This window comes from Pantoea sp. EA-12 (genome assembly GCF_030053355.1).
In the GTDB taxonomy this organism is placed as follows: domain Bacteria; phylum Pseudomonadota; class Gammaproteobacteria; order Enterobacterales; family Enterobacteriaceae; genus Pantoea; species Pantoea vagans_C.
Genome location: NZ_JASGBY010000006.1, coordinates 33,529 through 46,487 on the forward strand (window position 1 = coordinate 33,529; position 12,959 = coordinate 46,487).

11 protein-coding genes are annotated in these 12,959 nt (G+C 53.7%); 7 read left to right on the forward strand and 4 right to left on the reverse strand.

The genetic code is table 11. The features are described from left to right. Positions 1-2: 2 nt before the first annotated feature. Both QMZ30_RS10785 and QMZ30_RS10790 read right to left on the reverse strand, forming a co-directional pair. Entirely contained in the window at positions 3-830 is an 828-nt protein-coding gene (locus QMZ30_RS10785) for an alpha/beta fold hydrolase (RefSeq protein WP_283227354.1), read from the reverse strand. Beyond that, positions 802-1,404, reverse strand: a complete 603-nt coding sequence (locus tag QMZ30_RS10790; RefSeq protein ID WP_283227355.1) for an amino acid synthesis family protein — start codon at positions 1,402-1,404, stop codon at positions 802-804. The genes QMZ30_RS10785 and QMZ30_RS10790 overlap by 29 nt, the downstream gene beginning before the upstream one ends. Before the next feature lie 519 nt (positions 1,405-1,923). On the opposite strand from QMZ30_RS10790, the gene QMZ30_RS10795 reads away from it, so the two are divergent. Together QMZ30_RS10795 and QMZ30_RS10800 are read left to right on the forward strand one after the other, a co-directional pair. Continuing rightward, positions 1,924-2,604: a GntR family transcriptional regulator gene (locus tag QMZ30_RS10795; RefSeq protein WP_283227356.1), complete on the forward strand. Its 681-nt coding sequence runs from the start codon at positions 1,924-1,926 to the stop codon at positions 2,602-2,604. Next, positions 2,604-2,891 carry a DUF1330 domain-containing protein gene (locus QMZ30_RS10800; RefSeq protein WP_283227357.1) on the forward strand — a complete coding sequence of 96 codons (288 nt, stop codon included), beginning with the start codon at positions 2,604-2,606 and terminating at the stop codon, positions 2,889-2,891. Before QMZ30_RS10795 ends, QMZ30_RS10800 begins: the two co-directional genes overlap by 1 nt. Positions 2,892-2,983: 92 nt before the next feature. On the opposite strand, the gene QMZ30_RS10805 is transcribed toward QMZ30_RS10800, so the two are convergent. Further along, positions 2,984-3,826 (reverse strand): helix-turn-helix domain-containing protein, encoded by an 843-nt coding sequence (locus tag QMZ30_RS10805; protein ID WP_283227358.1) that lies wholly within the window; start codon positions 3,824-3,826, stop codon positions 2,984-2,986. A 343-nt stretch (positions 3,827-4,169) separates the two neighbouring features. Here QMZ30_RS10805 and QMZ30_RS10810 point away from each other — a divergent pair, with 343 nt between their 5' ends. From QMZ30_RS10810 to QMZ30_RS10830, 5 genes are all read left to right on the forward strand, one after another. After that, the gene (locus QMZ30_RS10810; RefSeq protein ID WP_283227359.1) at positions 4,170-6,296 is read left to right on the forward strand and encodes a TonB-dependent siderophore receptor; all 2,127 of its coding nucleotides are present in this window, start codon (positions 4,170-4,172) and stop codon (positions 6,294-6,296) included. Between the two features lie 15 nt (positions 6,297-6,311). Further along, positions 6,312-7,409, forward strand: coding sequence for an ABC transporter substrate-binding protein (locus QMZ30_RS10815; RefSeq protein WP_283227360.1), 1,098 nt, complete (start codon positions 6,312-6,314; stop codon positions 7,407-7,409). A 46-nt stretch (positions 7,410-7,455) separates the two neighbouring features. Beyond that, positions 7,456-9,171: an ABC transporter ATP-binding protein/permease gene (locus QMZ30_RS10820; RefSeq protein WP_283227361.1), complete on the forward strand. Its 1,716-nt coding sequence runs from the start codon at positions 7,456-7,458 to the stop codon at positions 9,169-9,171. Positions 9,172-9,272: 101 nt separating this feature from the next. Beyond that, entirely contained in the window at positions 9,273-10,913 is a 1,641-nt protein-coding gene (locus QMZ30_RS10825) for an ABC transporter ATP-binding protein (RefSeq protein ID WP_283227362.1), read from the forward strand. Between the two features lie 210 nt (positions 10,914-11,123). Beyond that, entirely contained in the window at positions 11,124-11,969 is an 846-nt protein-coding gene (locus QMZ30_RS10830) for a sugar phosphate isomerase/epimerase family protein (RefSeq protein WP_283227363.1), read from the forward strand. Positions 11,970-11,973: 4 nt separating this feature from the next. Here QMZ30_RS10830 and QMZ30_RS10835 read toward each other — a convergent pair whose 3' ends face one another. Beyond that, complete coding sequence (locus tag QMZ30_RS10835; RefSeq protein WP_283227364.1) at positions 11,974-12,954, reverse strand: LacI family DNA-binding transcriptional regulator; 981 nt, start codon at positions 12,952-12,954, stop codon at positions 11,974-11,976. Positions 12,955-12,959 lie beyond the last annotated feature (5 nt).

A 12,959-nucleotide genomic window follows, 5' to 3' on the forward strand; every position in this document is an offset into this window, starting at 1 on the left:
AGTTACTCCTTTACAGGCTCTTTTTGCGTGACGGCGGCAGCAACCGGATTGAGGAACGATAAAATCTCTTCGTTCACGCGGTCGGCATCCGTCAGGTTCAACATGTGTTTAGCGTTAGCGACCACCACCGCCTGCCCCTGGCGCGCGGCCTGGGCCATCTGGCGCGTCATGTCTGGATTGGAATTGGCATCCAGTTCACCGGTCATCACCAACACCGGACATTGCATTTCGTTCCAGCGTTCTGAATAAAAGCGATCTCCGGCCGCAAACGCCTGATAGGCGCGGGCATAGCCGTCGAGATTCACCTGCTGCAACCACGCGCCCACTTTTTTACGCAGGGGCTGTTCGTGGTGATCATCACTGAACCAGCGATCCAGCGGGGCATCGAGCCGCACATTACCGCTGGCCAGCTCTTGTGCCCGCTGCAACACGGCGTTGCGTGCCGTGTCGTTACGTTTAAACACGCCGCTCATCACAATCGCGTGATTCACCAACTGGGGATAATCGATGGCAATCCCGGCAGTAATCAGCGCCCCCATTGAGTGTCCGGCCACGGCAAAACTGGATTCCGATTGTGTCTTCAGGAACAGGGCCAGCCACTGCACGTAATCTTTCAGGGTGGCGGGATGGCGAAAACCGCTGCTTTCGCCATGTCCCGGCATATCCACCGCGATCACGCGGAAATAGCGACTCAGCACGTCCATTTGCGGGAACCAGGCGTCAGCGTTCATGCCGACGCCGTGGATCAACACCAGCGGCGTGCCTTGTCCAGCCTCCAGGTAACTCACCTGGAGACCTAACTCAGTTAGCTGCTGGGTTTTTCTGGTCATGGCCTAACTCTTTCAGGTCAAGATAACGGTTGCCGATACGATGATGCGGACGGCCGCCCAGTGCCGCGCCCAACGCGATAACAATCTCATCGCTGAATGGCGCATCATTGATGTTGAACTGCATGGTGAGGTAGTGCTCGCGCGTGCCTTCATCATCGGTGCCCATCATCGGCACCAGAATGGGCGTATTGGCTGGACCGCGGGTGTTGTTAAAGGCCAGATAGGTTTTACCCTTCACCGCTGAGCGATAATGGTTGCCGAAATGCAGGGTATGAATCAGCGCTGACGCGTGTTCCAGTTCGCCATTGAGACCGACGACGGCGCTTTTGCCATAAGCCACAACCTTGTCGCCGCCGCCCGCTTCTTTCACGATTAACCCGGTCAGTAACTCGCCCAAAACGGGTGCCATTTCTCGAATCTTAGGGGCGAGATCTTCCACGAAACCCTCGCCTGCCCACGGATTTTTCACCACGGCAGCCGCCGCAATCATCACCAGCGGTGTCGTCGCCGCTTTGCCGCCGTCGGAGTAAATGGTCTCGGTGGTAACGAACGTCTTGCGTATATCTGGATGCATGGTCAGAACCTCATTCAAGTTAACGGTTTGTTAATCTGGTGTGTCGGGAAGTGATATAACACTGAGATTTCTGGCATGTCAAAAGTTGGTATACCATCATACGATATTAAATTTTCCCGGCGTTTTTGCTATGCTTAAGCGACGCAAAACCCCGCCATGACTGGGGGGATGGGGATCAAAAAGGCAATGTGTCACCGGCGGTTTGAGAAGCGAGATGAGTGTGATTGAGGTCATAAAAATCACACGAATTATCAGGGCAGTCGTTTCATAACGGCATGAATTCACGAGATTTTGATTATTCCTCAAGGATATTTTTATTTCGTGCTCAGACCGCATGATGAAACTGTGAGCTAACGCTGATTTCAACGGGCGGGTCGGTGAGAAGTCGATAGGCGGTGGTAGCAACGAGAGTAAAGGCGGCGTTGCTTTCAGAACGGAAACAGTGCTAATAGTTAAAACGCTTGCAGGACATGACATTGACTTCAGGCTGAATTTTTAAATTTCAACGAAGAGACGATTATGGATGCGAGTCATTCCCTAAAAATTGAAAATACGCCGGTGACGTTACGTGAACTGGCACTGGCCAAAGTTCGTCAGGCCATTATCTCGGGATACTTTAAAGCCGGCGACCGTTTGGTTGAACGCTCACTGTGTGATGAATTAGGTGTAAGCCGTACCGTGGTGCGCGAAGTGATTCGCTATCTGGAAGCGGAGGGTTTAATTGAAAACCTGCCGAAAAAAGGCCCGATTGTGGCGATATTAACCTGGGAAGTGGCCGAGCAGATTTACGATATTCGTATCCTGCTGGAATCCGAAGCGGCGAAGGACTGCGCAAAATTAGCCACCAGCAGTGATAAAAAGAATCTGCACAAGAAACTCCTGCGCATCGCTAAAGCTTCGCATGATCATGATGATATTGAACGCGTTGAAGCGTCTCAGGCCTTTTATGAAGCACTCTTTTCCATTGCAAAACATCATATTGCGTGGGAAATCGTCCAGCGTCTGAACAGTCGTATAAGTCGACTGCGCGCACTGACCCTGCGCAGTCCGGAGCGTCAGGTGGCGGGTTTTGAACGTATGTCGCGAATTTATGAAGCGATTGAAGAAAATAATGCCGAACAAGCGAAAGAGGCCGTCAAACAGCATCTTTCAGAAGCGGCCACGCTGGCTAAATCTATTCTGACTGCCGAGGAAAAATAATGTCTGCTTATTGGATCGCCCACGTCAATATTGAGGATGCACAGCAGTACCAGAATTATATTGAGCTGGCACCGCTTGCGTTTAAAAAATATCAGGCGAAGTTTATTGCCCGCGGGGAAAATGCCACCTCACTTGAGGGCGAAGCATTTAAGAAGCATGTCATCATTGAATTCCCCGATTATCAAACGGCACTGGACTGCTATCATTCTGACGAGTATCAGTTAGCCAAAAAGCAGCGTGAGAACGTGGCAACAGCCATGATTACCATTGTGGATGGGCTGGCGTAAGTTTTTACCCCATTTCATTGGTTTGATTTGACACGCTGTTCCTCAGTCCACAAGCGGGCTGAAACTAACCAAACAGGCCGCTTGCACGCGATTTAACCCCGCATATCCTTAGGTGCAAAGCCATATTTTTTGCGGAAAGCGACGGAGAAATGGGCGGGCGAATAGCCGACCTGATAGGCCACTGAAGAGACACTGGCTTCCCCTGTCGACAACATACGCCAGGCGGTTTCAAGTCGCAGCGTTTGCAAATAGCCGTAGATGCTCTGATTAAACAGGCATCGGAACCCGGTGGTGAGTTTACGCGTGTTCAGGCCAACTTTAGCGCTAAGATCACGAATGGAGGGAGGTGAGTCGATGTGCTCAGCGAGCAAGTTTTTCACATCATGCAGCCGGGCAATATCGCAGGAGCTCAGGCGTAACGTTGATTGCTGCAACGTTTTGTCTTCACTGACCAGACTATCCAGCGTGTGAGCGACGATCTCCAGCGCTTTGCCCGTCATATACAACTGTCGTGCAACACCTTGCAGCGGGTTGGTAAACAGTTGGGCTTTCAGACCGTTCAGGCATTTTGGCGTTGCCTGAATACGCATGCCAGGATTTGCGGATAAATCGAGCTGCATGCCTGCAGTCAGTGTGTTGATGGAGTCGGCGCAAAGATGCTGGCTCAACGAGTGCGTAGAGATATTCACGGCGGTGTAATTCAAATCAGCACCAGGCAGTAAGCACTGACTTGCGTGCGCTAAGTCCTGATTCCAGACAGCACAAAGTGCCGGGCCTTTGATATGCCGCTCAGCCTGCTGAGGGAAACGGCACAGCAATTCACCACTTTCAATGATGATGATTTTCAGCCCCACAAACAGCTGCTCATCCTGCCAGATCGCCCGCTGCGGGTTAACGCTGCCGCTGGTGAGTGAAATATCACCTCGCAACAACATCTGTACTCCGCCATCACCTCCCTGGCTAAGTTTGCTCTTTCTGGCGGAAAGCTTCTGAGAATCCATCGTTAACCCTACCGTGATATGAGTGATATTGATTATCATTCTCAATGTAAGCGTTTTGTAAATGCCTGTCCATGGGTATATCGAAACGCAAACCGTCTACTGGCAGCAGAATCAGCACCGACCCTAAATTGACTTCCCGGTCGCACCGGGAAGTTTCATTTTGCATGTTTTTCTAAAGAAAGAGTTCGGCAAGCGAAAGTGTTGCTGATTGTCTGTCCACATTCTCACTGACACACTTTTAGCCGACAAAAAAGTCACTTCTATTGTGGAGAATACCTTGGAAAACAATAATAAAAATTGGGCGCGCTTGACCACGCCCCTTACCTGTCTGGCGTTGTTAATCCATGTTCATTGCGCGCTGGCAGAAGATACCTTGCAAGTCACGGCAGACAGCAAAACGGCACCAGAAAAAGGCTACGTTGCACAGACCAGCACAACGGGGAGCCGCACCAATGAATCCATTCTCGCCACGCCCCAGTCAGTATCGGTGATCACCCGCAGCGAAATGGACGATCGTAACGTGCAGAGCACCACCCAGGCCCTGCAATACACTCCGGGAGTGTATGCCTCAACCTCTGCGATCTCGTCCCGCTTTGACTACTTCAACATCCGTGGTTTTGATTCAACACTGAACGGGACCTTGCTGGATGGATTGCGATCCACCACTCAGCAGTCCTACGTACGCTACGAACCTTATGGATTGGAACAACTGGACGTGCTGCGTGGCCCCAATGGTTTCCTCTACGGCGCGGGATCGCCAGGCGGTATCATCAACGCCATCAGCAAGCGTCCCACGTTAAATGCACAACATGAAGTGGCCATTCAGACCGGCAGTCATGGCCGCATGCAGGGCCAGTTTGACACCTCCGGGCCGCTTAACGATGATAAAACACTGCTCTATCGCGTGGTGGGTGTGGGGCGTGACAGCAATACCCAGTTCAACAACGTCCCGGATGACACCCTGTACCTGGCGCCTTCCTTGACCTGGCGCCCCGATGCAGACACCTCATTGACCGTATTGGCCTCGGTTAGCCGCAATAAATTTGGCCCACCACGCCCTTACCTGCCGCTGTATGGCACCTTACTCAGAAACCCTAACGGGCAGGTCAACCGCAACAGTTATCTTGATGGGACCAATCTCGATAACCATATGACCCAGAGCAATCTGGGTTACGAACTGGACCACCATTTTGGCGATCGCTGGACCTTCCATTCTGCCAGCCGCTACACCGAAACCGACCTGATGACGCAAACGCTTTCAGGCGCATCGCTGGCGGCGGACATGCGCACGCTGAATCGCGTGGCCTATGAGTTCGGTATTAAAGGGAAAGTCTTCGCCACTGATAACAACCTCAAGACCGAGTGGGATGCAGGGCCCGTGCACGGTTCCAGTGTTGCGGGCGTGTCGTTCCGCCACACCGGGGAGGATTACTATCTGAACTATGGCCGGGCCAGCAGCATTGATATTTACCAGCCGACGGGTAATGGTCGCTTCCCGACAACCTCGCCGTATACCAGCACGCAGCAGAATGCTAACGAAACCGGCGTTTACCTCTCTAACAGCCTCGCGTTGTTCCAGCATCTGAACCTCGACCTCTCTGCGCGTCAGGACTGGGCTTCGGTGAACACCAAAAACCGTCTCAACGACACTTACACTTCGCAGGACGATCAGCGCTTTACGTGGCGGGCAGGCTTAAGCTGGATAACGGATATCGGGGTGGCACCTTATGTCAGTTATGCCACCTCATTTGCGCCAGTGCTGGGCACCAATTTCTATGGTGACGCCTACAAACCCACCACAGGCAAACAGTGGGAAGTCGGTGTGAAGTATCAGCCAGAACAGTTTGATGCACTGTTCACGCTGGCATGGTTCGACCTGACGCAGGACAACGTGCAGACCACCGATCCCGACAATTCGTTGAACAAAATTCAGACCGGACAGGTCACCTCGAAAGGGATCGAAGCCTCAGCCACCGCCAACCTCACCGATGACTGGAAACTGATTGCCAGTTACAGCTGGAACAATCTTGAGACCAGCAAGACCACGGTGGCCGGTGCACAGGGCAAAACGCCCACCGCCATGCCTGAACACATGGCCTCTCTGTGGAGCAATTACACCGTTGCGAGTGGCCCGCTGGCTTCACTGGGCTTAGGCGCAGGTGTTCGCTATGTCGGCTCGACCTGGGCTGACACCAACAACACCATCAAAGTACCGGACTACACCCTGGTTGATGCCGCCATTCACTACGATTTGGGACAGATCAATGCCCATCTCCATGGACTGAATGTGGCGCTCAACGCCAATAACCTGCTTAACAAACATTATTGGGTCAGTTGCTCAACCACCACCTGCACCACGGGTTATGACCGCTCGTTAAGCGCCACCCTGTCCTATCGCTGGTAAGTTAAGGAAAACATCATGATGAGAAAATCCAACCTGATAATGTGGCTGTGCGCACTCTGCCTGATGTGCAGTGTTTCTTCAGCGTGGGCAGCGATTACGGTCACCGATAGGCTGCAGCGTCAAGTGACTCTGCCTGAACCAGCAAAACGCGTGGTGTTGGGAGAGAGTCGCCACATCATTACGCTGGCGCTGCTGGAGAAAGATCCTTTCCATAATCTGGTGGGCTGGGGAGACGATCTCCAGCGCTACTCACCGGCCACCTGGGAGGCGATAAAAAAACAGTATCCCGCGGCCAGCCACTTACCGGTGCTGGGCACCATGAACAGCGGCACCTTTTCAATGGAAGCGACGATCGCGGCTAAACCCGATCTGGTGATCTTCACCCTGTATGGACCGATTCCACCGGGACTCAATGCTCTGGATGCGGCCCACATCCCCTATGTGTTTGTTGATTTCTTCCGCAAACCGCTGGTGAACACCGTGCCAAGCCTGAAGATGCTCGGTCAGTTACTCGGTCAGGAGGCGCAGGCCGATCAGGTGATCGCGTTCTGGCAACAGCATATGGATGAGGTTGCAAAGCGCCTGGCAAATGTCAGCGATCGTCCCTCGGTATTTTTCCATCTCAATCCGGGTAAGGGCGATTGCTGCTTTACCTCGGGCCCCAGCAATATGAGCGATTTCATTGCTGCGGCAGGTGGACATAACATTGGCGCCGACATGCTGAGCGCGCCGATCGGCAAACTGAACCCGGAATACATCCTGTCACGTAACCCTGATTTTTATCTGATGGGCGGTGGCTCCGCCGTGAGCCGCGACGGATTACAAATCGGCACCGGAGCCGATGCAAAGCAGGTCGCCCAGAGCAGTCAGCACCTCCTGACCGCGCCAGAAATCGCCCATTTACCGGCGGTGAAAGCCGGGCATACGGGTGGCGTCTGGTTATTCTTCTTCGACAGCCCGCTCTATTTCGTCGGGATCGAGGCCATGGCGAAAATGTTTCATCCCGCGCTGTTTGCTGATGTGCACCCTGAGGCGACGCTAAACACCGTAACCAGCCAGTGGTTGTCGGTGCCGCTAAAGGGCACATTCTGGACGGCACTGCCTGCGCAATAAGCACTGCAGGGCAGCGCTGTTTGGCGCTGCCCTCGGGGAAACCACGATGAAATCACCCTCGAAGCTTCTGACGGCGCAGATCCTTCCTGCGCTAACACTCAACCTGCTGTCAGGCGTCTTGATTACCTTAAGCTACCTGCTACAGGCACTGCTGTTTACGCAATCGATCATGGCGCTGAATGCATCTACATCGACTACGATCATGATGCTGCTTGTGATGCTGGCGGGAAATGCACTGCTCAGGGCCGTGTTGATGGGTTTCAGGGCCATGCAAACCGAGCAGTTAGCTGCAAATGTGCGCACCCGTTTGCGTCTGCAGCTGTTTCGCCCTCTGCTGACACCTGGCTTTGATATCATGCAACACCATTCAGCGGCAAAATTACAGGCCACGCTGGTTGAGGGCGTGGAAGTGATGGAAGGATTTTACAGCCGCTATCTGCCCGCACTGCTACTGGCTTTACTCAGCGGTGCCGTCACGGTGATCACCCTGGCCAGTTTCGACCTGCTCTCAGGGGCCATATTGCTGCTCTTTTTGGTGACCTGCCCGGTGATGGATCATCTGTTTATGCGTCAGCAACGTCGGCATATTGTGGGTGTGTTTGCCGCCATGCAGCAGTTTGCAGAGGATTTGATGGATGCGCTACGCGGCATGCTGACACTGAAAGCCTGTAATGCTGTGCCACGCTTTCGCGCCAAAATAGCAGACCACGCGGCATCACTCCGCCGCGAATCCATGACAACCCTGCGAGTGACGATGATGCGTGGCGGTATCACTCGCTTCGTATCGCTACTCGGTACTTCCGGGCTTCTTATCATCAACGCCTGGCGCACCATGCAGGGTACTGTGGATCCCGCCCTGTTGCTAATGACGCTGTTTATCACCTGGGAGGCGTTTCGCCCTATCCTTCAACTGGAAACGGTATTCCATACCTTGTGGGCCGCGCAGGAGATGCGCCCGGCAATGCAGGAATTGGCCGCCTCCACTGCCACCTTCCACGACCCTGACTTTCCCCACCCGATGCCGGCTGGCAACACACTGCATTTAGAGGCGATCACTTATCGCTGGCCAGGTCAGCATCAGCCGCTTTTCAACAACCTGACGCTGACCATTGCAGAGAATCGCCACACCGCCTTCATTGGACCTTCAGGCTCGGGCAAGAGCACTCTGTTCCAGCTGATCACCCGGTTTATCGCACCGCAATCAGGCGCAATTTATTTTGGGGATGAGCCGATCAGTGAGCTTTCGATTGCCGCATTTCGCCGTCGTATCAGCTGGGTATCGCAGCAGGTTTTCTTAATCGACGGCACCCTGGCTGAAAATTTACGACTGGGCCGCCCTGACGTCACTGAAGCGGCCATCTGGCAGGCATTGCAACATGCGCAACTGGCAGAGTGGGTTCAATCACTGCCTCAGCGCCTTAATACACTGGTGGGTGAAAATGGCGGGCTGTTGTCGGGCGGGCAGCGGCAACGACTCGCTATTGCACGCGCGTTACTCAAACAGTCCCCCATTCTCATTCTGGATGAAATCACCTCGAATCTTGATGTGGTCAACGAGGCAGCCATCCAACGGGTCATCTCATCACTCAGCGGTCATTGCACACTCATTAGCATTGCACATCGGCTGAACACCATTACGCAAGCCGATCACATCGTGGTGCTAAAAGACGGTGACATCATCGAACAGGGTTCACCCGCCCGTCTGAGGTTTGAAAAAGGCTATTACGCTTCGCTGCTTCAATCGCAGGAGACAATCCATTGAACACCAACACGCCTCCCGTTGCCCCATCACTTTGGCGAGCGCTGCTTTCCCCACTCAGAGCACATCAGTCTCGGCTCTTCTCCACACTGGCAGCAGGGATCGTGGCGCAATGCACAACCTTCACCTGCATGATTATCGCGGGCTGGATCTGCACCCTGGTGCTCAGCGGTTCATCGCCCGATACACTGTGGTTCTTCACCGCTATTCTGGCCTTCTGTGTGGTGCTGACCGCCCTGGCCCGCTGGGCACTGGCGTGGTTATCACATGATCTGGCTTTCGCACTGATTGAAACGCTGCAAATGGGCATTTTTGATGGCATCGCACGCGCCACACCCGGACGTTCACATCAACATCGTATGGGGGATGTCGCGGCGACAGCCACCAGCGATGCCGAGCTGATGGAGCGTTTTTATGCGCACATGCTGGTGGACTATCTCACCGCGTTTCTGATGCCTGGGATTGCCCTCGTGATATTGCTGTTCGTGAGCCCCTGGCTGTGCGCGATTTTTTTGCCTTGTGTGTTGATGATTGTCGTGGCGTCGTTGTTCTCTGCGCGATGGGCGAAAAAACAGGGAAAAGCCGTCGCAGAAAGCAAAAGCGTGTTAAACAGCCATATTGCCGAACTCGCACAGGGCTGGAGAGATATTCAGATGTTTGGTGCTGAAGGTCGCTACAGCATGACGTTGCAGCAGGCCAACGCCAGATTAAACAACGCACAACGCAAATACGGGGCGCGTAACGGACTGGAGCAGGGATTGCGGGATGGCCTGATGGCGCTTTCACTGATTGCATTACTTGTGGCCTGTCTTTTCACTTCTCATCACGCGGGCCTGCCGCTCACCTGGCTGCCGTTTATCCTCAGTATCGGCGCCGCGGCAATCGTTCCTCTGCTGGAAGTTTTGCAGGTCGGCGGGCAATGGGGCGCATTGAGAGCCAGTGCCGAGCGCATCTTTTTACTTCAGCAGTTACCTGAACAGGTTCATGACGGCCAGGCGTTAATAACCCCCCAAGGGCATCGACTGCAATTTAACAACGTCAGTTTTTGTTACCCGCAAAGCGATACCCCGGTGTTGAACAACCTGAGCTTCACCATTGAACCGGGAGAAAGAGTCGCCCTCACGGGCATGTCAGGCAGCGGTAAGACCACCCTCGCCTATTTATTGCTGCGCTTCTACGATCCAACATCAGGTACGCTTTCACTCGATGGCACAGACCTGTCGGCATTTAGCCTGAAAACGTTGCGACAGCAGATTGCCTGGGTATCGCAGGAGAGTTGGCTGTTTAACGATACCATTGAGAACAACATTCGCCTGGGCCGCCCCGATGCCACCTTTAGCCAGATTGAACAGGCGGTGAAATCCGCCTGTGCGAATGAATTCATCTGCACATTGCCACAGGGCTATCAAACCATCTGCACTAGAGGAGGCGAAAACTTGTCGGGAGGCCAGCGTCAGCGTATCGCTTTGGCACGAGCTTTAGTCAGTGACGCACCGGTGATAATACTGGATGAAGTTTCTGCCGGTTTAGATGGCGAAAATGAGCGCCTTATCCTTGCCGCCCTTGAGTCTCTTCCCAAAACCTGCACCCTTATTATGATCGCGCATCGTATCCCGATGCTGAAATCCGCCGAACGCATTTTGCTGCTCGCTAACGGTCGAATCGCAGCAGCGGGCAGCTTTGATGCGTTAACCACTGAAGGCACATCTCTTTCAGCATTGCTGGAGAATCCACATACAAAGTAAGCACTCGCCTATCGCGTGCTGTAAGGTTCAGTAGCACGTACACCCTCATGATGACGCTGGTGACGCCTCAAATTCTGGCGTCACCATTCTATTTGAATTTGATCACCCCATAATCTGAACACAGATCACAAAATCGGCACGCATAATTTTGTAATCGATTACTTTAAGTTAATTTGTAATCGATTACTTATGATAAGGAGCTGAATTAAGATGAAAAAATTGATGGTGTTGGCTGGGATATTGTCCATGTTGAGTGCTGTGCCCTCGCAGGCGTCAGCAGCAGGTGTTGAAGATGAAATTGGGCTGCAGATGTACACCTTACGGAACGTCGGCACCCCGGCAGAACAGTTCGCCATGGCCCATAAAGCGGGCTTCGAGCACGTTGAGCTGGTAGGCACGCAGGGTCTGGCAGCCAAAGAGCTGAAATCCTTGCTGGATAAAAATCACCTGACCGTCACCTCATCCCACGTGCAATTAACGGCACTGGAGAGCGACTACACGCAGACCGTGGCGTTCAATAAAGCGGTGGGTAATCACACCATCGTGGTTCCGTGGATCAAACCGGAAGATCGCCCGGACAGCACCAAAGCATGGATAGACTATGCACAACGCCTGGATAAACTCGGCGCGAAACTGCGTAAAGACGGCATGCAGCTCGCTTACCACAATCATAATTTCGAGATGAAAAAGTACGATGGCGTGACCGCACTGGAGATCATCTTCAATCATTCACGGGCAGAAAATCTGAAACTGGAGATGGACGCGGCGTGGGTTTCACGCGGCGGTCAGGATCCGGCGCGCCTTTTGCAAGAGTATCCGGGACGGATCTATGCGATTCACGCCAAGGATAATGCGTCGATTGGTATTCGCGACGATGAGATGAATTTTGCGCCGCTGGGCGAAGGCTTGCTGGACTGGAAAACCATTCTGCCTGCCGCCAAAGCCAGCGGCGTGAAGTGGTTTATCATTGAGCACGACAAGCCGAAGGATGCCTGGAGCATCATCACCACTTCACATCAGAATCTGCGTGCGGCGCTGGAGAAACTGCCGCATTAAGCGATCAAGCACTGGCGCGCACGATCAGGCGCCAGTCCATCATGACGCGCTCAGTTGGCGATTGTGGGTCGTCAATCTTCTGCAGCAGCAGGCTGAACGCAGTACGACCAATATCGCGCGAGGGCTGCGCGATGGTGGTCAAAGGCGGAGAGATCATTTCAGCCAGTTCCGACCCGTCAAAGCCTGCAACGGCGATATCTTGTGGTACCTGATGTCCCGCGGCCTGGATGGCGGCCATCGCCCCGGCCGCCAGCGTGTCCGATACGGCAAATACCGCGTCCGGTTGCGTGTCGGCGTTGAGTAACGCTTCCATCGCACGCTTGCCAGCGTTGTAGCTTAGATCACTGGCGTAGCTCACCGCCTGCCAGGACAGACCGTGCTGTTCCAGTTCCTGCTGATAACCCTGCTGACGCAGTTGGGCATACTTATAGCTCAAATCATGATTAATCAGGGCAATGCGATTGCGTCCGCTGGCCACCAGATGCGCCACCAGCTGGCGCGAAGCATGGACATCATCGATGCCCACACAGGAGATATCGCCGGCATCGGCGTATTCGGCACACTGCACCCAGGGCATGTTGCCGATCAGCTGTGTCAGTTCAGTCAGCGTGGTGAAAGCATCCATGGTGATCACCCCATCCACCATTTTGCCTGCCAGCAGTTGCAGACTCGAACGGGAGCGATTGATGTCCGATCCGGAGTTACACAACAGAATGCGATAACCATTCTGCTCGGCCTGCTCTTCGATACCTTTCACAATTTCAGCGCAAAACGGGTTGGAGATATCAGAAACCAGCACCAGCACCATGGAGCTCCGCGCCGTGCGCAGCTGACGGGCTAACAGATTTGGCTGGTAGTTGCTGGCTTTAATGGCTTCCAGCACCTTATCCCGGTTTTTATCCTTTACGGTGTCACTGTTATTAAGCACGCGTGACACCGTGGCCACGGAAACACCGGCCAGCTTCGCGATTTTCTGAATGGACATGATGA

Coding starts and splice junctions, on each gene's coding strand:
- QMZ30_RS10785 (WP_283227354.1), bottom strand. CDS start 830: ATGACCAGAAAAACCCAGCAGCTAACTGAGTTAGGTCTCCAGGTGAGT.
- QMZ30_RS10790 (WP_283227355.1), bottom strand. CDS start 1,404: ATGCATCCAGATATACGCAAGACGTTCGTTACCACCGAGACCATTTAC.
- QMZ30_RS10795 (WP_283227356.1), top strand. CDS start 1,924: ATGGATGCGAGTCATTCCCTAAAAATTGAAAATACGCCGGTGACGTTA.
- QMZ30_RS10800 (WP_283227357.1), top strand. CDS start 2,604: ATGTCTGCTTATTGGATCGCCCACGTCAATATTGAGGATGCACAGCAG.
- QMZ30_RS10805 (WP_283227358.1), bottom strand. CDS start 3,826: ATGTTGTTGCGAGGTGATATTTCACTCACCAGCGGCAGCGTTAACCCG.
- QMZ30_RS10815 (WP_283227360.1), top strand. CDS start 6,312: ATGATGAGAAAATCCAACCTGATAATGTGGCTGTGCGCACTCTGCCTG.
- QMZ30_RS10820 (WP_283227361.1), top strand. CDS start 7,456: ATGAAATCACCCTCGAAGCTTCTGACGGCGCAGATCCTTCCTGCGCTA.
- QMZ30_RS10830 (WP_283227363.1), top strand. CDS start 11,124: ATGAAAAAATTGATGGTGTTGGCTGGGATATTGTCCATGTTGAGTGCT.
- QMZ30_RS10835 (WP_283227364.1), bottom strand. CDS start 12,954: ATGTCCATTCAGAAAATCGCGAAGCTGGCCGGTGTTTCCGTGGCCACG.